The organism is Peribacillus sp. FSL E2-0218 (assembly GCF_037992945.1).
GTDB classification, from domain to species: domain Bacteria; phylum Bacillota; class Bacilli; order Bacillales; family DSM-1321; genus Peribacillus; species Peribacillus simplex_B.
Genome location: NZ_CP150304.1, coordinates 2,634,022 through 2,655,826, shown reverse-complemented (window position 1 = coordinate 2,655,826; position 21,805 = coordinate 2,634,022). Strand labels below are relative to the sequence as shown.

Annotated in this window: 20 protein-coding genes; 16 read left to right on the top strand and 4 right to left on the bottom strand. The window is 41.0% G+C overall.

The genetic code is table 11. The features are described 5' to 3' along the window. The first annotated feature begins 292 nt into the window (after window positions 1-292). The 5 genes from MHI53_RS12770 (at window position 293) to MHI53_RS12750 (ending at window position 3,960) form a co-directional block, all read left to right on the top strand. Window positions 293-1,651, top strand: a complete 1,359-nt coding sequence (locus tag MHI53_RS12770; RefSeq protein WP_340371447.1) for an IS1182 family transposase — start codon at window positions 293-295, stop codon at window positions 1,649-1,651. 609 nt (window positions 1,652-2,260) lie between these two features. Continuing rightward, on the top strand, window positions 2,261-2,542 hold the full coding sequence (locus tag MHI53_RS12765) for a DUF4190 domain-containing protein (protein ID WP_061142948.1): 282 nt from the start codon (window positions 2,261-2,263) through the stop codon (window positions 2,540-2,542). A gap of 110 nt (window positions 2,543-2,652) precedes the next feature. Continuing rightward, complete coding sequence (locus tag MHI53_RS12760) at window positions 2,653-2,973, top strand: hypothetical protein (protein ID WP_061142947.1); 321 nt, start codon at window positions 2,653-2,655, stop codon at window positions 2,971-2,973. Between the two features lie 320 nt (window positions 2,974-3,293). Continuing rightward, entirely contained in the window at window positions 3,294-3,719 is a 426-nt protein-coding gene (locus MHI53_RS12755) for a nucleoside 2-deoxyribosyltransferase (RefSeq protein ID WP_061142946.1), read from the top strand. Window positions 3,720-3,831: 112 nt separating this feature from the next. Next, the gene (locus tag MHI53_RS12750) at window positions 3,832-3,960 is read left to right on the top strand and encodes a hypothetical protein (RefSeq protein ID WP_260320224.1); all 129 of its coding nucleotides are present in this window, start codon (window positions 3,832-3,834) and stop codon (window positions 3,958-3,960) included. Window positions 3,961-4,324: 364 nt separating this feature from the next. Here MHI53_RS12750 and MHI53_RS12745 read toward each other — a convergent pair whose 3' ends face one another. Next, on the bottom strand, window positions 4,325-5,068 hold the full coding sequence (locus tag MHI53_RS12745) for a L,D-transpeptidase family protein (RefSeq protein ID WP_340371446.1): 744 nt from the start codon (window positions 5,066-5,068) through the stop codon (window positions 4,325-4,327). Window positions 5,069-5,294: 226 nt separating this feature from the next. Here MHI53_RS12745 and MHI53_RS12740 point away from each other — a divergent pair, with 226 nt between their 5' ends. Beyond that, on the top strand, window positions 5,295-5,750 hold the full coding sequence (locus tag MHI53_RS12740; protein ID WP_061142945.1) for a YueI family protein: 456 nt from the start codon (window positions 5,295-5,297) through the stop codon (window positions 5,748-5,750). Window positions 5,751-5,832: 82 nt separating this feature from the next. Here MHI53_RS12740 and MHI53_RS12735 read toward each other — a convergent pair whose 3' ends face one another. Continuing rightward, window positions 5,833-6,900, bottom strand: coding sequence for an AI-2E family transporter (locus MHI53_RS12735; RefSeq protein WP_340371445.1), 1,068 nt, complete (start codon window positions 6,898-6,900; stop codon window positions 5,833-5,835). Between the two features lie 795 nt (window positions 6,901-7,695). Between MHI53_RS12735 and MHI53_RS12730 the strand changes: the two genes are divergently transcribed. Together MHI53_RS12730 and MHI53_RS12725 are read left to right on the top strand one after the other, a co-directional pair. Beyond that, on the top strand, window positions 7,696-8,784 hold the full coding sequence (locus MHI53_RS12730; protein ID WP_061142942.1) for a branched-chain amino acid aminotransferase: 1,089 nt from the start codon (window positions 7,696-7,698) through the stop codon (window positions 8,782-8,784). 121 nt (window positions 8,785-8,905) lie between these two features. Then, window positions 8,906-9,697 (top strand): phosphotransferase, encoded by a 792-nt coding sequence (locus MHI53_RS12725; protein ID WP_061142941.1) that lies wholly within the window; start codon window positions 8,906-8,908, stop codon window positions 9,695-9,697. 134 nt (window positions 9,698-9,831) lie between these two features. Here MHI53_RS12725 and MHI53_RS12720 read toward each other — a convergent pair whose 3' ends face one another. After that, window positions 9,832-10,518 carry a LuxR C-terminal-related transcriptional regulator gene (locus tag MHI53_RS12720; RefSeq protein WP_340371444.1) on the bottom strand — a complete coding sequence of 229 codons (687 nt, stop codon included), beginning with the start codon at window positions 10,516-10,518 and terminating at the stop codon, window positions 9,832-9,834. A gap of 113 nt (window positions 10,519-10,631) precedes the next feature. Between MHI53_RS12720 and MHI53_RS12715 the strand changes: the two genes are divergently transcribed. Together MHI53_RS12715 and MHI53_RS12710 are read left to right on the top strand one after the other, a co-directional pair. Continuing rightward, entirely contained in the window at window positions 10,632-11,519 is an 888-nt protein-coding gene (locus tag MHI53_RS12715) for a R2-like ligand-binding oxidase (RefSeq protein ID WP_340371443.1), read from the top strand. A 72-nt stretch (window positions 11,520-11,591) separates the two neighbouring features. After that, complete coding sequence (locus MHI53_RS12710) at window positions 11,592-12,803, top strand: iron-containing alcohol dehydrogenase (RefSeq protein WP_061142938.1); 1,212 nt, start codon at window positions 11,592-11,594, stop codon at window positions 12,801-12,803. A 124-nt stretch (window positions 12,804-12,927) separates the two neighbouring features. Here the strand turns inward: MHI53_RS12710 and MHI53_RS12705 are convergent, their stop codons facing one another. Further along, complete coding sequence (locus tag MHI53_RS12705) at window positions 12,928-13,179, bottom strand: small, acid-soluble spore protein, alpha/beta type (RefSeq protein ID WP_061142937.1); 252 nt, start codon at window positions 13,177-13,179, stop codon at window positions 12,928-12,930. A 218-nt stretch (window positions 13,180-13,397) separates the two neighbouring features. Here MHI53_RS12705 and MHI53_RS12700 point away from each other — a divergent pair, with 218 nt between their 5' ends. From MHI53_RS12700 to MHI53_RS12675, 6 genes are all read left to right on the top strand, one after another. Beyond that, a complete protein-coding gene (locus MHI53_RS12700) occupies window positions 13,398-14,135 on the top strand; it encodes a YqcI/YcgG family protein (protein WP_061143015.1) in 738 nt (245 codons plus the stop codon). Between the two features lie 170 nt (window positions 14,136-14,305). Then, entirely contained in the window at window positions 14,306-14,932 is a 627-nt protein-coding gene (locus tag MHI53_RS12695; protein ID WP_081092463.1) for an FMN-dependent NADH-azoreductase, read from the top strand. A gap of 114 nt (window positions 14,933-15,046) precedes the next feature. Further along, window positions 15,047-16,843, top strand: a complete 1,797-nt coding sequence (gene pepF / locus MHI53_RS12690) for an oligoendopeptidase F (RefSeq protein WP_061142935.1) — start codon at window positions 15,047-15,049, stop codon at window positions 16,841-16,843. Window positions 16,844-17,074: 231 nt separating this feature from the next. After that, window positions 17,075-19,321, top strand: coding sequence for an AAA domain-containing protein (locus tag MHI53_RS12685; RefSeq protein WP_340371442.1), 2,247 nt, complete (start codon window positions 17,075-17,077; stop codon window positions 19,319-19,321). A gap of 327 nt (window positions 19,322-19,648) precedes the next feature. Then, window positions 19,649-20,638: an LLM class flavin-dependent oxidoreductase gene (locus MHI53_RS12680; RefSeq protein WP_340371441.1), complete on the top strand. Its 990-nt coding sequence runs from the start codon at window positions 19,649-19,651 to the stop codon at window positions 20,636-20,638. 91 nt (window positions 20,639-20,729) lie between these two features. Continuing rightward, window positions 20,730-21,752 (top strand): LLM class flavin-dependent oxidoreductase, encoded by a 1,023-nt coding sequence (locus MHI53_RS12675; RefSeq protein WP_061142933.1) that lies wholly within the window; start codon window positions 20,730-20,732, stop codon window positions 21,750-21,752. Window positions 21,753-21,805: the final 53 nt, after the last annotated feature.

Below are 21,805 nucleotides of genomic sequence, written 5' to 3'. Positions count from 1 at the left end.
TTTTATGAATATAGGTGGTTTCATACTGAAGACAGACTCGATAGAAATCGAGTTTGTCTATTTTTATGGCCTGTACAATTTAGACGTTGATTTCCACTCCAGGCACTCGCTTTCCGCGGGCGGTCGGGGAGCCTCCTCGGCTTTGCCTGCGGGGTCTCCCCTAGACGCGCTTTTCCCGCAGGAGTCTCGAACACCCGTTCCAATCAACTTTGTCTTACCTTTTAGATAGAACACTTTTGACTGGAGTCATTTTTGTTTTAAAATTGAAGGATTAAAACTTGAGGTGATGAGGATGCTTTCTAAACATGATTCTATTCAGCGAGATCAACTTGAAATGATTACTTTAGATCAACTGGTGCCACCGAACCATTTGGTTCGTAAAATGGAGGCTGCCATTGACTTCACTTTCATTTATGACTTGGTGAAAGATATGTACTCAGAGGTAGGACGCCCAAGTATTGATCCAGTTATTTTAGTTAAACTGACTTTCATTCAATATACCTTCGGTATTCGTTCCATGCGTAAAACGATTGAAGAAGTTGAAACCAATATGGCTTATCGTTGGTTCTTAGGCTATGGTTTCCATGATAAAGTGCCTCATTTCTCTACGTTCGGAAAAAATTATGAGCGACGCTTTAAAGATACAGACCTGTTTGAACAGATTTTCTGTCGCATTTTAATGACAGCTGCTAATAAAAAGTTAATAAGTGTAGAACACGTTTTCGTGGATTCCACACATGTGAAAGCCAGTGCGAATAAACGGAAATTTGAAAAGAAAATCGTTCGTAAAGAAACACGAGCGTATCAAGGACGTCTTCAAGAAGAAATCAATCAAGATCGTGAAAACCACGGAAAGAAGCCTTTTCCACCAGATAAATTTGATAAGGAAGAAACCAAAGCAATTAAAGAAAGTACTACGGATCCTGAGAGTGGCTACTATGTGAAAGATGAACGAACAAAACAGTTTGCCTATTCATTCCATGCGGCCGCAGACGGCAACGGTTTTGTATTGGGAACGATTGTAACACCTGGTAATACACATGACAGTCATATTTTGGAGCCACTTGTTGAGCAAGTGATTGAGAAAGTTGGAAAACCAGAAGCAGTTGCCGCAGATGCAGCTTATAAAACACCAGCGATTACAAGCTACCTATTTAACAAAGAAATCACACCTGCTTTACCCTATACACGTCCTCGTACAAAAGAAGGATTCTTTCGCAAACATGACTATGTTTACGATGAACACTTTGATTGTTACCTTTGCCCTTCGGGAGAAACTTTAAAGTACTCAACAACAAATAAAGAGGGCTATCGCGAGTACAAATCGCCCAAACAAATTTGTGCAACATGCTCATTTTTATCACGGTGTACGGAAAGCAAAGACCATCAAAAAGTAGTGACACGGCATATCTGGCAAGCATATGTGGAAGAAGCAGATCATCTGCGTCATCATCAAGAGGTAAAACCTATATATGCGAAACGCAAAGAAACGATTGAGCGTGTATTCGCAGATGCAAAAGAAAAGCATGGTATGCGTTGGACTACTTTAAGGGGACTTAAAAAATTGTCGATGCAGGCGATGCTTACTTTCGCTGCCATGAATGTAAAGAAGATGGCCACTTGGACATGGCAAGGTCCTAAAACGGCTTAACATAGCGGCTCGAAGAGCCCAAATCTCGTAACCTTTGGTTAAAATTTCAAAGGAATTTCAAAAGAGGTTCGGAATTTTTTAATTCCGAACCCCTTTTGTCTACAAACTGAGACTCGATAGAAATCGAGTTTGTCTTCAGTATTTTGTTTGAAAAACCGTCAATTGGATGTTGAAGCTCCTCGCTCTGCCAGCAGGAGCTCTCCATCCATTCCAGTCCACTGCAGGCACGGGTGTTCCGGGATCCTCCTCGGCGAGGGGGGTACTTCAACAGCCTTCCTGCAGGAGTTTCGAATGCACCGATCTAATCCACTAAAATAAAACAGTCGGATAAAGCCATTTTAGCCTTCAGTCTTTATTGGTCTGATTCAGGGGAGGCAATGGTTGTGTGAATGGTTACATTCGGGAACTTTTTGGGAATATTATGGGGATTAATAACTGATAGTTAAATGGAAGGCGCTGGGAAAGGGCTATTATTCCATTTCCCAGGGGTTACTATTTTCCAAAGATAAGAACTGCGGATGGATTTTATATAACCAATCGAAAGCATAAAAATTGAATCTTTTCCTTTCAGTGGCCGTATATATAAAATAAGAAAGCAGGTGGGTAAATATGGATGAAATGAAACGGAGCAATAGTAAAGCGATTGTCACGCTGATTATGGGGGTACTGTCCTTGCTGATTCCTTTCATCGGAATCATATTGGGTGTACTAGGACTAATATTTGCGTCAAAGAGCAAAGCAGAAATGAAACTTACTGGGGAATCGGGGAATGGTTTAGTGACAGCAGGAAAAGTATGCAGCATAGTAGGAATCATTTTGAATGTTGTCGCGATATTAATATTCTTCGTGTTTTTTTATTTTGCCGTAAATACGGACATTACGACCTATTAATAACAAAAAATAACTTGACAAACATAGAAAAGCTAAGATAAACCTCATTTTACATGAATTTCATGTTATAATTAACTTATATTTCTAAATATTCAAGAAGGGATGATAATTTGACCATTCAAATCTTTGAGTATCCAGCCGTATTCTATTATGAAAAACATCCGTTGATTCTTGATTCTTTCTCTGTTCAAGTTTGTTTTCCGGATTTCAGGCAAGAGGGATTTGTATCTTCAGTTAGCGGCAGGAATCGGATAGATGCCTTAGCTTGTGCTCAAGAACTATTGGAAACGATGGTCGAACATTTCATTCACGATAAAAAAACGATACCGGATGCAAGTGAAATGGAAAAGGTGAACCTTGATAGGGGAATTAATATATGTGAGTCAGCCCCCTTTCGAATCGAAATCGAAAATATCACATACGAAAAATGAAAACCTTGCCTGGTAAAGGACAGGGTTTTTATTTTGGTTTCTGGATGATGAAAAGGGGATCAATGTAAAAAAACGAAGCAATAGTGGGATCTCACCATATTGGAATCTATAGAGGAAGGATCGGGAGGTAGGATACACATGCATGACTATCTTCAATCGATATGACCATCATTACTAAACACGATGATGGTATTTATTTTGGGTAATAAATTATTTTTTTATTTTTGGGGAAAGGATATTGCGTTCTTTATAACGAATATGTATAGTATAGGTAACATAGGTAAAAAGTATCAATAGTCTTAGATTTTGGAGGTGTATCCGTGAAATATTATATGGCATCAGACGAAAAAAACATGAAGCAAGTTAGGTCATTGATTAAAAAATTGACGTCAAAAGGGTTTGCATGTGTAAATGATTGGAATTTACAAATCATTGAAGAAGAAAACCAACTTGCGGATGGCATTGGCGAATACGAAAAAAAGGGAATTGAGGAAGCGGACTTTATGCTAATCTTCCTAACAGCAGGAAAGGGGAACCTTTCCGAACTTGGATATGCATTATCATTGAACAAGAAAATTGTTGTGTATTCACCGGAGAAAGACAACTATCATATTAATAAAAAATCGATTTTTCATAATTTGCCAGGTGTAACCATTTGCAGCGGTACATTTTATAAGCTGGTTAAATTGATACATACACTTTCACCGGAAGAATCCGAAAAAGAGAATTCCGTTCACATGGATTAATTGTCGAATATAGAAAAATTAAACGGCTACCCTCTAATAAAATATCTTTTGAACGTACTGTTTAATGTATTTTAAATGAGGGTAAAGACGATTAAAAAAGGAGAGGACTGTTTTGGCCGTTATTGATATCGACCAGTTATTGCTAGCTACTGAAGAAATTGCAGAAGAATCAGTTCCATTCCATCTTGATACATTTGACATTGATCAGCTTTTAGATAAAACGGATAACTGGAATTGGTAAGGCTTTCTTTACATGAAAAAACCTGATTACCCAATAGGACATAGGAAGGTAATCAGGATTGAGGCTGTTTGGGATTGAAATTAGAACTGACGTCCCTTTACCAATCCTAAAATCACAAACATTAAGATGGAACCGATAACGAAGGTTGATTTTATGATCGTTATGAGAAGTTCATCGTACATTTGATTTTCCTCCTTATATGTAATGAAAGGCAGTGCGATTATGATTCGCTGTTCATGAATAAATTATAACATAAAGCCGGATGTGTATGTGGGAAATTTATGTTGTTCTGGGTAATGTTGTGTGACTGAATAGGGGACGGCAAAAAAAAGATATCCTCTCCTGCGGATATCAGAATGACCGATTATTTTAATCCAAGCGCTTTTTTTGTTTTGGGCCCAACGACCCCATCTGCTGTAAGTTTTTTTGCTTTTTGAAATTTTTTTACGGCAAGTTCGGTGTTGCTTCCAAATTCCCCGTCTATCCCTTTTGTATTATATCCAAGTTTAGTTAGCCTTTTTTGCAATTCGACTACTTTAGGACCATTGCTTCCTTTTTTTAGCGTCGAATAGCTTGTAACAGGGACACTATTTGGACCGGTCACTTTATACCCATTTTGAGCAGCGATGCTAGAGAATGGTTTATTAGAACTGGCAATCAAGACGACTGTGTTCATCCTCACTTCATCATACAGCCATTGTACATCTTCGTTATACATTCGAATACAACCCGCACTTATATATTTCCCAATGGAGTTTGAGTCATTATTGCCATGTATGGCATACGTATTCCCCGGTGTATTGCGTGCATTGATCCCCAACCATCGTTTTCCCAGCGGATTCTTTGGATCTCCTCCCCTTATGTTGCCCTTGTAATAGGGACGATTCACGATCTTCGTCACGATCTTGAACTTTCCTTCAGGGGTATAGGAAGCTTTCTTTCCCGTTGCTACTGGAAACACCTTCACTAATTTGTCATTTTCATAATACGCCAGCTGATTATTGGCTTTATTGATAATAATCAGTTGTCTGGTTGCTGCACTTGCTGAGTGCTCGAACCCCAATAAACTAAAGACGAATATTAATGCAAATACAATCACTTTTTTCATGTTTTCCCCGTCCTCAATAAAAGAAATCTTATCTTTACGCATATACCATCTTATGCGTGAAGCTTGGCAAAAGTGACATTTTTTAAAAGGGAGGGTACACTTATGGGGGAGCGTCATTCCAGCCTATACTACCCTTTAATTGACACATAAGGAATGGTGGGCACTGTTTTTGGCCATATTACATACATTATTGAATGATTAAAGTGAAAGCGGAGGTGGGAAGCAATTGTCACGCCCAAAAGTCGAGGACTATTTAGAACAAGGGATTTATGGTCCTAAAGAGATTAAGCCAGGTGAACGAAAAGAATTTCTTGGCACTTTAAGGGAGCGCGTCGTCATTGTCTTGAAAAAAAGCCAAGTTTTTGAAGCGAATGTGTATCCGGAGATAGAGCAAATGATGAAACGGCATTCCGGTGCAAACTTGTTATTGAATGGTCAGATGGATTATCAATACCTTGGCAAATATATTAAATTGGCTGCGGTTCATAACATTCCTTATAAAATTGTCCTGAACCAAGACCATGACTCTGAATTGGGTCTGGTGCTAGCTGAAAAAGATGCGATAAACAAAGAAGAGATTTTTATAGAGAAGCAAAAACAGGTCATTCCGGTAAAGAAAGAGAAGAGCATGAAATCGGATGTAAAACGGTGGGTCAAAAGAATATTTAATAAACACGGATGATTCTATCTATATAAAAACAAGGAGACAGTTCTGACTGGGGCAGGTCTCCTTTTAAACGCGGCTAAAGGTCGGACATTTACATCTATATCGACTTCTTTCTTAATCGATGAAACTTCCTGAAGTTGCCGATGATCGTTTTTACCACGGAATACGTGGGAATCGCGATTAAAATGCCGATGAAACCGTAGATTGAACCTGCAGCAAGTAACAATAAGATGATCGTTAAAGGATGGATATTGAGGCGTTTACCCATAATATTCGGGGTAACTAGATGGCCCTCTACTTGTTGAACGACAGTGAGGACGATGATCACTTTAACGGCCATCCCGACGTCTTGCTGCAAAGCAATGAAAAGGGCAGGAATGATGCTTATTAATGGTCCTAGAAATGGAACGACCGTAAAGATCATAGCGAGTAGGGCCAAGACAAGCGCATAATCCAGATCGATGATCAGGTAGCCTATATACATTAACGTTCCAATTACCAGTGATACGATGAATTGACCGATTATGTACGTTGAAAGTGTTTTATCCACGTCTTTTAAAATCGTGTTTCCCTCTGATTCCACGTCACTTGGAATATATTTTAGCAGGAAGGGTCTGAGCTTCTCTCCATCCTTCAAGAAATAAAATAAAATGAATGGTGTAATCACAAGTACTGTTAAGACGCTTGTTATCGTGGTAAACACGGTACTGACATTCACTAAAAGTTTTTCAGAATAATCCTTCAAGTGTTTCCCTGCATTTTCTTTTAAAGCTTCCGTATTGATCATTCCAAAGTCATTTTTTTTGATCATATCTTCAGATTCTTTAGAGATTTCCTTGACTTTGTTCGGTAAATCTTCCGATAGCTTTTGAAATTGATCGACCACTATGGGACTTCCAAAGTAGCTTGCTGACCCAATCAAACTAAAGATAATTAAAAAGACAGTGAAAATGCTGATGGTTCTAGGGATGAATCCAGTTAATAAGTTAACGACGGGCCGTAATACATAATATAATAGCCCCGCCAATATAATCGGGAAGAACATGGCTGCAATGATGCTTTGCAGCGGCTGTATAAGATATTCAATCTTACCTAGTAAAAAAATGATTAAAATGATCAATATAATCGCACAGGCATATTTAAAAAATGGTTTATTGATCCACAAAAAAATCCCCCCCCTAATTCCATCTCTTCCTTGATTCCCTTAAATGGCTGAAAGTTAAACTATGTATCATCAACGGTATGAAAGAAGTTTTTAAATCAGGAAAAGAAGTGTGAAGAAACGAAAAAAGACCTTCGTTATTCAAATAATGTAAGGTCGAAAAGTATGCCGATCCAGGAAGTCGGGGCTTAAACCGAATTCGAAAGTAACATGCGTTTTTTTTAGGCAGGTCCTTTTCGTAATGGTGGTCGTTTTTAAAACGAATGGAGAGAAGGTGGAGACTCGTGCGTGAGCAACGGGACAGGTTTTCACGCCGAGAAGGCTTATCGCTTCCATTTGTAAAGCTGAGCATTGGAGGGGAAATCAACCAAACTTCATTTGGTGAATGCAACAAAGGATGCGAAAACAAAAAAAGGAGGCAATTCAAAGATGTAAGGGCACCATATAATAATTATTATGAAATAATTTATTGAGTAAGCACAAGGTCTTTCGTTATGATATAATGTACGAACATATTGGCTTTATTACAGGGGATTTGTTTCAAGAAGCTTGAATTTTCCCTTGAAAAGAGAAGCTGATACAGACGAAACGAATATTGTTTTTGGTAAGATTAGGATACTCAGTCTTTTGTTCAGGATTCATACATAAGTAAAACGGACAAATTCAAAATATTTTAAAAAAATTCCGAAAATTTCGTCTTAAGGACTTGAACTATGATTCCTGATAGGAGTAAACTAATGAAAGATAGATTTTATGGAAGTGAAATCTTGTAAATTTATTCAGCAAGGGGTTTTGGTAATGAAGGAACATGACATGCAAATCACGCTTAGCACAACAAAGAAGGAAAAACCACAGGCGGACCAGCTTGAGTTCGGTAAGCATTTTACCGATCATATGTTTATTATGGATTATACCCAAGGACAAGGGTGGCATGATCCAAGAATTGTTCCTTATCAACCGCTCTCATTAGAGCCGTCAGCGATGATATTTCACTATGGACAATCCGTTTTTGAAGGATTGAAGGCCTATTCCACACCGGAAGATGAAGTTATTTTATTCCGTCCCGAAAAGAATTTTCAGCGCTTGAACAGTTCAAATGGCCGGTTATGCATACCGGATGTCGATGTGGATTTTGCATTGAAGGCATTAAAAACCTTAATAAGCGTCGATAAAGAATGGATACCTCAGGAGGAGGGGACATCGCTATATATCAGGCCGTTCATCATAGCGACCGAGCCATACCTTGGTGTTTCCCCGTCACACAAATATCAGTTCATCATCATCATGTCACCTGTCGGATCATACTATAAAGAAGGGATTCATCCCGTAAAAATTGCGGTGGAGTCAGCCTTCACCCGTGCAGTGAACGGTGGTACGGGAGAAGCCAAAACTGGTGGCAATTATGCTTCGAGCCTCAAGGCACAAGAAGTATCCGAAAAGATGGGCTATGCTCAAGTTCTCTGGCTGGATGGAGTAGAGAAAAAATATATTGAAGAAGTAGGAAGCATGAACGTATTCTTCAAGATTAACGGTGAAATCATCACTCCGGCTTTAAACGGCAGCATACTTTCGGGGATCACCCGTAATTCCATTATAGAATTGCTAAAACACTGGAATCTTCCCGTTACGGAAAGGCGGATTTCCATGGAGGAAGTTCATGAAGCCCATAAATCAGGTCTCTTGGAAGAGGCCTTCGGAACAGGAACAGCCGCTGTCATATCGCCAATTGGTGAGTTTTTATGGAACGGTGAGGAAATGGTCGTTCAAAGCGGCGAAACTGGTGAATTATCCAAAAAACTTTATGATACACTTACTGGTATTCAAAGAGGTAAAATTGCCGATGAATTAAACTGGACGACGAAAGTTGAAGAAAAAGTCACTCATTGATACTTATTCAAAAAAGGGTTTCGGGATGGAGTTTTTTCCGAAACCCTTTTGATTTTGTCCTATTCTCTATGTAGCGGTGATAAAAGGACAGGATGGCAGAAGAAGATAAGGAGGATGATATATGCCTAATCATTCAAAAGAGGAATTACTAGCTGGTGGTAATGTTTCAAAAGTTTCCAGGTCAGGTGATACAGTTAGACGGGATATTAAGCCCAATAGCAAAAGGATTCATGCATTATTAACCCATCTTGATCATAAAGGATACGAATATGCTCCTAAATATCTTGGCATGGATGAAAAAGGAAGGGAAATTCTATCGTACATCGCAGGAGAAGCTGGGCATTATCCATTAAAAAAATATATGTGGTCAGATGATGTCTTACGAAAAATTGCCCAAATGCTTCGTCTCTATCATGATTCTGTAAGCGATTTTTCATTTGATGATGGTTGGCAATCAACCGACAACACCCCACAGCCTGCTGAGGTGCTTTGCCATAACGACTTTGCCATATACAACATTATTTTTCACGATGAAACGCCGATGGGAATCATCGATTTTGATGTAGCGGCACCTGGACCACGACTTTGGGACATAGCATATACTCTATACACTTGTGTTCCATTAAGCAGATTTCATCTTAATGAAACAGGAGAAGAAGTTCATTATCATTCAAGTCAAGATGCTGCCCGAATAAGAAACAGAGTTCAATTGTTTTTTGATTCTTATGGTGAAGGAGTTGCAGTGAATTATCTGGAAATGGTGCTGCTGCGATTAGAAGGATTATGTAAAACCATAGCAAGAAAAGCGGGTGAAGGTGACCCTGCTTTTCAAAAGATGATAGAGGAGGGCCATATTCGGCATTATCAAAATGACATGACATTCATTTCCGAACATCGGAATGACTGGACATGACGCACTCTTCGGTCAAGGAGCTTCAATAAGGAAGTTTCCTTGATGTTTTTCTCTTGGCCCAAGGCTTAGAAAAACTCGCTAAGATCAGGTTTGTACATGGTCTGGGGCCTTTTTTCTCCGAATATTCTATCCCTTTACATGATCATCTTACTTCTTATAGCGACTGCTACAGCCTCCGTTCGGTGTGTAGCCCCCAATTTCCTGATTGCAGAGGAGATATGATCGCGGACGGTATATTCGCTTACTTGCATTTTTGGGGCCATTTGCTTTAATCCCAAACCATTGGCTAAATGTTGTAAGGCTTCCACTTCACGTTTACTTAGACGGTATTGGGGGGGAACGGCAGCGAAGGTCGAGCTGACCGCAAGACTCAAATAATGGGAAAGCATCATTAACTCATTCTTCGTAACCGGTTCATTTGAATTTTCGGGATCGGCCAAAACGAAACCTATTGCCGTGCCCTTTAAGATGATCGGGATGATCGCCAATGAAGTAATGTCAAACCTTTTTATGTATTTAGCGGGGATCGCGGATTTTGCATGCTGAATCGTTAAGTATATCGGTTGTTTATGGACGACTGCTTGGTGAATGGGATAGATATCGTGAATATTCTCTTTAACTTGTTGTAAAGAATAGGTATCTTCACTTGTACAGGCGCATATTCCTTCACCCATACCCGTCAAACTTGAGTAATTGAATAGTGATGCTCGCTGAAGCGAAAAAAAGTCCACACATCCCCTTACAATCATTTGTGATTTATGAGCACCATTTTTTTGATCGGAAATCTTTTGAACATGGTTCATTACAGTTTCCTCAAGCATTCGACTTTATTCCTCCCTATATTTTCAGTGCTATCCTTGATCCTACTAATATCTTACAATAAAATGAAAGCCCTTACAATCATTATGATACATAAATTCAAGGAGGCTGTAATATGAAAAGAAGTGCGTTAACCACAACGAGCCGGAGCTTTAGAGAAGATACCCTCCCATTTAAGCTTTATCAAAAGGCTAAGAAATTCGGTGTATGGAATCCTCGTGACATAGATTTCAGTCAGGACCAAGAAGATTGGAAAGCATTCACGGATGTCGAAAGGGAGGTGTTACTACGGTTCATATCCCTTTTTCAGGGGGGAGAAGAGGCGGTGACATTGGATTTACTGCCGCTCATAATGACGATTGCCAAAGAGGGCAGGATCGAAGAGGAAATGTATTTGACGACATTCTTGTTCGAAGAAGCGAAACATATGGAGTTTTTTCGATATACATTAGATCAAATCGGTGAAAAAGGGGATTTGACGGTTTTTCACTCAGACACGTATAAAGCGATTTTTTACGAGATATTGCCTGAAGCCATGGGAAAACTTTTAACCGACCAGTCACCTGAAGCATTGGCGGAAGCCGCCACCGTTTATAACATGTTTACAGAGGGGGTACTTGCAGAAACCGGATATTTCGGATTTTATCAGACACTGGAAGCGAGTAAAATGATGCCTGGTTTGTTACAGGGTGTAGGTCTTTTGAAGAAGGACGAATCACGCCACATTGCCTATGGGACATTCTTGCTGCAACGTATCATCAGTGAACATCCACATATATTCAGTCAAGTGGAGAAGAGGATGGAAGAGCTTTCACCATTGGCCATCGCGTTGAATACAGAAGGATATGAACAGTTAGGCAATCCATTTGGCAACGACAAACAGGCGGTGTTGAATTTCACCATGAAACAGTTGGCTGTGAGGATGGAGATTTTGGCAAGGGCAAAAGGCAAGAAGATCGAGGAAATCTATCATAGCCATGAAAAGGACTATGGGGTCTTGTGATTGCTGAAATATCATCCATTCGGTCCATCCGCATCTTCCTAACAAAAAAATTAATGTTTGAGGTGAAAGAATATGGGTGTCAATAATCATTCGAATTTTTGGTTAAGATCTTCGGTTTATAGCGGTTCTGATTCACGCTCACTCATACCGGAGCTATTCAAAGGTCTTGGGGCAAAAAGGATTCTGCTCGTAAGTGATTCTGGCTTGGAACATGCAGGTGTCGTTAAGAAGGTTACCGAGGTCTTTGAGGTAACGAATTTAACTGATGGACCAGAAATAGTAGGGAAATTCCTTAACGTAACACAGGATGCAGGGAGCAGCTGTGTGAATGATGCATTGGATTATGCTCGTGAAGTCCAAGCGGATGGCATACTTGCGGTTGGCGGAGGAAGCGTCATCGATACGGCCAAAGCACTGAAATTCGGGCTGTCTAAAGGAATCGCCGAAATAAACGATGCCATACCAAGAGGCTTTCTCTATGAGGGGTTTCCAAAGGCACAGCCAATGAATATCGCTCATATATCCGTTGCGACAACAGCAGGGACAGGGTCGGAGGTTTCTCCAATCGCAGTCATATATAATGAAGATATAAAAGTTAAAATGAATATTTACAATGTTTATTTAAGTTCGGATATAGCCATTCTCGATCCAGATCTAACCGTTGGTTTGCCGCCTTATATCACTGCTTTTACTGGAGCAGATGCATTGACGCATGCGATAGAAGCGATCGCTTCACCCCAGGCGACATCCATAACGGATGCTTATGCCTTTCAGGCCATCCGAGTCATCGAAGAAAATTTACCCATTGCTGTAAAGGATGGGACGAATATTAAGGCCCGGATGGAAATGCTGCATGGTAGCTTGATGGGTATCACTGCATTTTCCAGTGCCCTGAACGCCATCCCGATCCATAATCTTGCCCATGCATATGGAGCATTATTCCGCATTCCCCATGGATTGGCCAATGCTGTTTTCCTGCCAGTCGTCATGGAGTCCATCCCTGATTTATACTTACCGAAGATCCATTTGATAGCTGAAGCTTTTCAAGTGAGATTCGATGAGGGGGATGCACAAGGCCTTTTGGCAAAGGTGATTGAAAAGCTTCGTTTCTTTTTGAATGATCTTGGTCTCCCATCTGAATTCAGTGATTCCCAGATTAGTCAAATGGATATTGAAAGTATTGTAAAAGCGGTCACCACAGATCCAGCTTCCGCAAACTTTCCGATGTCAGCCGAATTGATAAAGTCGGTGGCTTCACGTGTTGCGCCGGTTGAAATCAATTAATCGCGGACAAAAAAAGCCTGCTACATGCGGCTTTTTTTTGTTGCCTCGGGCGATTCTCGCTGTGTGGATAAACATTTGCGATGAATCAATCCCAAACATCCTGGCAAACCGGACGGAGGTCTCATCATTTTTTCGTTAAATTCGCCTTCGCCATCTTGACAAGCTCCTTGACCATTCCTCCTCCCAATCTGCCGCCAATTTTCCCATTTTCCTTCGAGGTCAGCAAGCCGTTATAATCTTTTTTCAACGGCACGCCCATTTCTTTTGCCACTTCAAACTTTGCTTCCTCAGGATCATTCGTACTGGCTACTTTGGCCTTCAAGTCATCAAGCCCTTTTCTGGCTCCAGCAATCAAGATCTTATTTCTTCTTGCCATCATCCATCCCTCCTTTTTCTTAGGCTAACCTATAGGCCGGGAAATGATGATCGAATATCGTAATATTCGTAATTTGGCAGTCATGTTAAGACTGAGAAAGCAATAAGAATATGGGAGGGGAGTTTTTAGATGATGCTGGAATGAAAAGAAAGGGCAGGAAGTTTCAGTTCATTTTAGATGGGGTACAGGGAGAAAAACAAAAAGTAAGGAGAAATGTGATGCTGCCTGCGACGAATACTTGTTTATTGACGAAAGAAGATATGACAAATCCAGATCGAGTTCCACAATGGTTATTGAAAGAATATCAAACATTCCATCAAACGGTGACTGATAAGACATTTCCTTGTTATTTCGGCATGAAGGCCGAGAATAAAGGAGAACTTCGGTATGCTTTCATTACACAAGAAGATTGGTCGAACCTCCCAAAAGCGGTGGAAAGCTTTTTGGATTTATTTCAGGAACCGCCATATATCAGGCATGGCCTGTTTGTCTTCATGGAGCCTGAAAAGGAAGAAGGCGATATCGAACGATACCGTAAGCGTTTTTGGGATATTCTGCAATACCTGCATAAAGAGGATAAAAAACCTTGGCCAATCGAGAAACCAAAAGATCCGGATCATTATTTATGGGATTATCATTTTGCCGGGGAGCCAATATTCGTCTTTGGCAATGCACCCGCTTATAAACAGCGTAAAACCCGTGATTTAGGGAATAGCCTTGTTCTTGGTTTTCAGCCGAGAATGATCTTTGAGGGGTTAGAAGGAACGGAAAAAGGCGGGATCATGTCACGTGAAAAGGTTCGTGAAAGAGTGGAGATGTGGGATAAACTCCCTAAACACCCTGATATCAGCCACTTTGGCGATGTCAACCATAATGAGTGGAAGCAATTCTTCATCGGTGATGATGTTGAACCGATAAAGGGGAAATGTCCTTTCCATCACAAGGAAATGTCTTGATCGAGAGCAAACGGCTCTCGATTTTTTTTATAACTAAAAGTGTTCGAAACATATTTCTTGCCTTATTATCATTCCGGTTCTATAATGTGAAAGTAGTAGTTGCAGTTAATTCGAGATATATGAATTAACAGTATTTTACCAACATAGAACAAATATTGGGGGAACTGAGAATGTCTAAAGTATTATTTGTTAAATCGAACGACCGTCCAGCTGAACAAGCGATAAGCGTGAAAATGTATGAAACGTTTTTGAACACATACAAGGAAGCGAACAGTAACGATGAAATAACTGAACTGGATTTATTTAAACTAAACTTGCCATATTACGGAAACACAGCAATCACTGCACTCTATAAACGCAGTCAAGGTATGGAGTTGACTGAAGAAGAAGTGAAGATTGCCGATACCGTTCAACAATACTTAAATCAATTCCTTGCTGCTGACAAAGTGGTATTTGCCTTCCCATTATGGAACGCAACCGTTCCTGCTCCGCTGATCACGTATATTTCTTATCTGGCTCAAGCAGGTACGACATTCAAATATACAGCTGAAGGTCCAGTTGGTCTTGCAGGAGGTAAAAAAGTGGCATTGCTGAATGCCCGCGGATCGGATTATGCCTTGCCGGAAATGAATGCTGGTGAAATGGCTGAGAAATACGTAACGATGAACTTAAATTTATGGGGCATTACGGACCTGGAAACGGTTATCATCCAGGGACATAATCAATACCCAGACCAAACTCAGGATATTGTTGCGAATGGATTGGCGAAAGTGGCTGACACTGCAGCGAAATTTTAATGGAATGAATGAAAAGCCGGTATGTTTTTTAGCATACTGGTTTTTCTATGCAGATTTTTCGGAAAGTCGATTATAATAAAAGGTAAGCCTATAAGCTTGAAAGGAAGTGCCGATATGGAGTCATATAAAACACGTGATGATATCAAAGAAGAAGAAAAATGGAATCTGAAAGATATTTATGACGATCAAGCAACATGGGAAAAAGATTATCAAGAAGTTCTTAAGATGACAGAAAAATTAAAAACCTATGATGGGCAAATCCGCTCCGCTCAAGATCTGTTTGAGTATTTACGCTTAAGTGAGGAGCTTGGTTACATCTATAACAAGCTCTATGTATATGCCATGCTTCATACGGATCTGGATACACGGGTTACATCCTCACAAGCATTACTCGATCGTGCAGGACAGCTAGGGCAAAAAATCAGTAACGCCACCGCTTTTTTCATGCCGTTTCTTTTAAGCCTCGAGGAGCAAACCTTGAAAGGGTACATAAAAGAGGTCGAGGGTTTAACCTATTTTGAAGAAGATTTACTTGATTCATATCGTTATAAAGAACATGTGTTAGCGAAGGAGCAAGAGGAGGTCCTCTCCCAAATCGGTGAAGCCTTTTCAGCACCCCAAAAAACCTTTGGCATGATCAATAATGCCGATATCAAATTTGGAGAGGTCACAAATGAAGATGGAGAAAAAGTGGAGCTCACCCGGGGGATGTATGCCAAATTAATCGAAGACGACGATCGGAAAAAAAGGAAGGAAGCGTATATCGCACATTATCAACCATATTTGCAGCTGAAAAATACGATAGCCTCCACTCTTTCCACAGCAATCAAAAACAATGTGAACCTATCCAAACTAAGGAATTATCCGTCTGCCTTGGAAAAATCCTTGTTTGGCGACCAAGTGCCCAAAGAAGTATATGATAATTTAATTATGTCCACTAAACAAAATATCGGCCCGATGCACAAATACATTCATTTAAGAAAGACACTGCTAGGCGTCGACGAATTGCGTGCCTATGATCTAAGCGTGCCATTGGTCGAAGGTGCCAAAGAGGTGATCACATACGAGGAAGGGTTCGCATTGATGGTGGAGGCATTGAAACCTCTTGGCGAAGAGTATATTTCCATCCTGAAAACTTTTAAGGAAAAAAGGTATATAGACGTCAGGGAAACGCCCGGTAAACGTTCGGGAGCCTATAATTTAGGCCTTTATGGCGTTCATCCATTCATTTTATTGAATCACCGTGATGATTTAGACAGCGTATTCACCTTAGCGCACGAATCTGGACATGGGATGCATTCCTACTATAGCTCGAAATATCAGCCGCAAATAACGGCAGGGTACTCCATTTTTGTAGCAGAGGTCGCTTCGACCGTAAATGAAATCCTGTTGATTCGTCATTTAATTAAGACTACAAAGGACGTGCAAAAGAAAAAGCATTTATTGAACCACTTCATCGATAGTTTCAAGGGAACATTTTTCACCCAAGTTATGTTCGCGGAATTTGAAAAAATCGTCCATGAAAAAGCTGAAAATGATGAACCGCTGAATGCTGAGGTGTTCAATTCGGCTTATGAAACGATTTTCCGCACCTATAATGGTGAAGAAATAATTTTTGATGAAGAAGTGAAATATGGATGGTCACGCATCCCCCATTTTTATCGTCCTTTTTATGTGTACAAATATGCGACTGGCTATGTTTCCGCTATCACGATTGCGGATAGGATCCTTTCTGGCGATCAACAAACACTTGAAACGTACTTGACCTTCTTGAAAAGCGGAAGTTCTGATTTTCCGCTCGAGCTTCTTAAAAAAACAGGCGTCGATTTAACCAAGCCCGAACCAATTGAAAATGCGATGAGGATTTTCAGTGAATTGGTCGATCAATTCACCGAGCTGACAGAAGGCTAATCTAAACCATTTCTTCCAAAAGGGCCCATGGTATGTATTAAAAAAAGATGCTATAGTAAAGCTATTGGCAAACGAAGGCCCAATCTATTGATTGGGCCTTATTTTATATGAAAGAAACATGAACCTGTGCGGAATAATGTCAAGGCAGAATCAGGGTATCATTTACATCAGCGCCGAGCCAATTGGCCAGTTTCTTTAATCAACGGCATATTTTGTGAGGAAAGTGAAAAAATGAATTCGACAGTTAATTATATAAAAGAATGGCAGCAGGCAATACAACTGGAAATCCAGCACTTGAAAAAATTCGGCAGCACCAAATACCTCGTTTTAAATGGCCATCTGCTCAATAGTGATGGTTCTTTTAGTTATTATTTTGAAACAGGGGCTTCGATAATCATCCCTGTCGGTTCCATCGTCCGGCTTGAATGGGGGGGAATCAAGCAGGATGGAAGAATTCTTTCTTCGGAAGGGAAAAGTATCATCGTCGTCTTTGAACGCTCGTTAGGCGATATGATCGGTGAAGCATTTTTATACCATGACCCGTGGGAATTGCTTGAGCAATTGGTTAACCGCTTGGATGAAATCAAGAGAAGCAAAAAGAAAAGGCTCCGGATCAAACGGTTGATGGATCCATCGATGGAGCCCAAACATCCTATAAGCGAAAAACAAAGCAGCGTCAAAGAATTATATGCACGTTCGAAGTTCAATCCTGTCACGTTTGTCTGGGGGCCGCCTGGTACTGGAAAGACCTATACATTGGCACGAACCGTTGCCAATCATTATCTCCAAGAAAAAAAAGTACTCGTCTTGTCACATAGCAACCAAGCTGTCGATGTTATGATGGCCGAGATTTCTTCCTTCATCAAAAAGAAAGAGCGTTTCAAGGAAGGCGATGTTCTTAGGTATGGTTCTCAAATCGGGGAAACGCTGGCTAGTCATGGGGATATCGTTACGGGACAATTGTTAGGTAAGCATGAGCCGTTATTAGTGCAAGAAAAAGAGCAGCTATCGGAAGAGAAGCGGTTACTGAAATACGACTTGGCCGATTCATTCAGCAGAAGGGATACAGATCAATTACTCGAGTTGGAGAAGAAATTGGCAAGAGTCTTGGAAAAAATCCGGCAAAAGGAAGTCCAATTCGTTAAAGAGGCAAAAATAATTGGAACGACTTTGGCCAAGGCCGCAAATGATGAAACGATTTATCAAAAGGAATATGACCTGGTCATTTTGGATGAAGCAAGCATGGCTTATGTACCGCAAGTGGCTTTTGCGGCAGCACTATCCAAGCATATAATCATTTGCGGTGATTTCAAACAATTGCCGCCCATTGCTTCAGCACGTGATTCCCTAGTAAAGCTTTGGCTAAAGGAAGATATCTTTCATCGTTCGGGTGTCGCCCAATCAGTGGAGGATGGGGAACTTCACCCTCATTTGTTCTTATTGAAAGAGCAGCGAAGGATGCATCCGGACATTTCGGCATTCACGAATCGGGTCGTCTATAACGACTTCGTTGGTAATCATGAAAGCGTTGCGACCAGCAGAAATAGCATCATGGTGGCAGAACCGTTCGCCAATAAAGCCTCAGCCCTTGTCGATACTAGCCTGTCAGGGGAATACTGCATGAGCGAACGTACTTCCCACTCCAGGATGAATCTTTGGCAATTGCTTTTATCGTTTCAACTGATTCATGAAGCTTTTGTCGGCGGGGCAAGATCCATCGGATATGTTGCACCTTATCGCGCCCAAGCGGATTTGATGGGTAAATTATTGGATGATTTGTATGCGGAAGAGAGGCAAACGGCAGATATCATCGCTGCTACTGTACATCGCTTCCAGGGCAGTGAGCGTGATATGATGATTTTTGATACAGTTGACAGTTATCCGCAAAACAGGGCTGGGATGTTGCTGACGGGCAGGGAAAGTGAAAGGCTCATTAACGTTGCGATAACAAGAACGAAAGGGAAGTTCGTCCATGTATGTGATACGTCATTCATCAGCAAGCATGTTTATCGCAGCAAAACACTTCGTCAGCTTGTCGACCATCAAATCCAAAATGATCAGTTAATAACAAAGAAAGAAATTGGAACATGGATTACTCATCAGCACCCAAAATTACAATGGATGCATGCTCGGAAAATGGGGAGTTTTCTGGATGATATTCAATCGGCCAAACGAGAGGTGATCTTGGCCGTACCGGATTTGAGTAGATTGCCTTCGGAATGGCAACAGCTTTTGATGAAAAGAAGTCCTGAAGTCAAATTGACGATCATATCAGCCAAAAGGAATGCTGATATCGTTTCAGATCATTTCATTTGTCTGCCCGTTTCCTTTGCTTTCTTTATCCTCGATAAACGAGTTGTCTGGCTTGGGGTCCCTGTGGAGTCCAATAATCGGATTCAGCCGCCTTTTGTTTCTGCTCGTTTGGAATCAGAAATGATGGCTGAAGAATTGCTATTCCAATTTAAAAAAAGTGAATAAAGATTTGCCACCACATTTGGGGGGCTTTGTAGCAAAAGGGGTTCGGTAATTTTCATTTCCGATCCCTTTTTTAATGTGTCATTCATGCATGCATCTTCCATAAATAACCTCGCCAGAATACCTGATTAAATGGAACTTCGAAGTGAGTATTCAAGCAAAAACCTCGCCAGAATATATAATCTCCCATAACTCCAAAGTTTTCTTGAAGCTCTTAAATATTTTTGGTTAAGGGCTGCAAACTAAAATAATGAAGCAAGCTTTTTAGGCGACTTCCGACTAGTTTTGTCTTACCATGAATAGAAGAAAGTCAAGAAGTGAGGGAGAAAAATGAAACTGAGCATTTTAGATCAATCACCGATTGCATCGGGTCAGAACGCTCAAGAAGCATTACAGGCTTCATTACTACTTGCACAAGAAGCAGACAGGCTTGGTTATCATCGCATCTGGTTTACTGAACATCATGACCTGCCTGGTCTGGCCTGCTCTGTTCCAGAGGTCCTGATAAGCTACATCGGTGCTCAAACCAAGGATATCCGAATCGGATCGGGGGCATTGCTGCTTCCGCATTATAAGCCGTACCGGGTAGCGGAAACCTATAATATGCTAGCCGCCCTTTTTCCAGGGAGAATTGATTTAGGCATAGGCCGTGCTCCTGGTGGATCAGCGGAGGCAACGATGGCATTAAATGATGATTTCCTTCAGAATGTCTACAAAATGCCGGAATCAGTAAAGGAATTGTTGAATTTCATTAGAGAAGATTTTCCCGAGGATCATCTTTTTTCAAAGGTTTCGGCTGCTCCGGTTCCATGTATCCAACCGGAACCATGGATATTGGGAACAAGCGAAAAAAGCGCAATACTTGCTGCGGAGAACGGTACTGCATACGCATTTGGTGAATTCATGAGTGAAAATGATGGAATGGAGAGCTTTCGGCAATACCGGGAACGGTTCCGGATTAAAGGGGAACTCAAAGAACCAAAAACGATCGTTACGGTTGCTGCCATTTGTGCAGAAACCGAGGAGTATGCAAAGGAAATCGCTCTTAGCAACACGTTATGGCAAATTCAAATGGGTCTTGGTGAAAAGATAAAGGTTCCGAGTATGGAAGACGTAAGAAAATACGAAAAAGAAAATGGATCGTTGGAGATGAAGCATAAAAAAATGATCATGGGCACACCTTCACAAGTGAAGCAGCGTCTCCTGGAAATTCTGGAAAAATATCAAGCAGATGAAATCATGCTCATGACCATTACCCACAAGTTGGAGGACAAGTTGAATTCGTACCGCTTGATTGCCAGGGAGCTTCTGGATGGTTGAACTCCGAGCATTTTGTGTGCATTTTATCTGCATTTTCTATATGATGACTTTGCGTCCAATTAATCATAATTGATAGAAAGAAGTTGAGGATATGAATGCTGATCGTCATGCAACAAAACTTAGCGACATTTCTTATTCCGTTCTGGACCTAGCTTCGATAGTTGAAGGTGGTACAGTTTCCGGAGCATTTAAAAATACAGTCGAATTGGCTAAGCATGTTGAGCAATGGAATTACAACCGTTTCTGGGTTGCCGAACACCATAGCATGCCTGGTATCGCAAGCTCGGCAACATCCGTCCTTATCGGCCATGTTGCCGGAAAGACAGAAAGGATCCGGGTCGGTTCCGGCGGAATCATGCTGCCGAATCATGCCCCACTCGTTATCGCGGAACAATTCGGTACATTGGAAGCAATGTACCCCGGCAGGATAGATTTAGGGTTGGGACGAGCTCCGGGAAGCGATCAATTCACTGCGATGGCCTTACGGGGAGCGGATCGAAATAATGGGCAGGATTTTCCTGAACAATTGGCACAACTCCGCAGCTATTTAGATGCCGATTCGAAACACAATCGAGTTCGGGCCATTCCTGGTGAAGGACAGGACATTCCGATTTGGCTGCTTGGTTCAAGTGGTTTCAGTGCAGCTTTATCCGCACAGTTGGGGCTGCCATTTTCCTTTGCAAGCCATTTTTCCCCAGAAAATACACAACCGGCTTTGGCCCGTTACCGCAATAATTTTCAACCATCGGATGTTCTCGAAAAGCCATATGTGATGGTAGGGATCAATGTGTTTGCCGCTGATACCACGGAGGAAGCAAAAAGGATCGCTACGTCTTATCAACAGCAGTTTTTGAATTTGATCCGGAATACTCCTGGACAACTGGCTCCTCCAGTTGATACGATGGAAGGCAAGTGGACTGAATATGAAAAAGCAATTGTCATGAAACAGCTAAATGCCTCCATCATAGGGAATCCGGAAGAAGTGAAAGAACAGCTGCAAAACTTTTTAGATGAAACACAGGCGGATGAAATGATCATTAACTCCGCCATTTATGATCAGGCTGCACGTCTTCGTTCCTATGAAATCATTGCAGAAGTTACTGGAATGAAATAAGTGCGATTGTGTAATGAGCTTGCAGATTATCTTTCTGCAAGCTTTTTTATCAA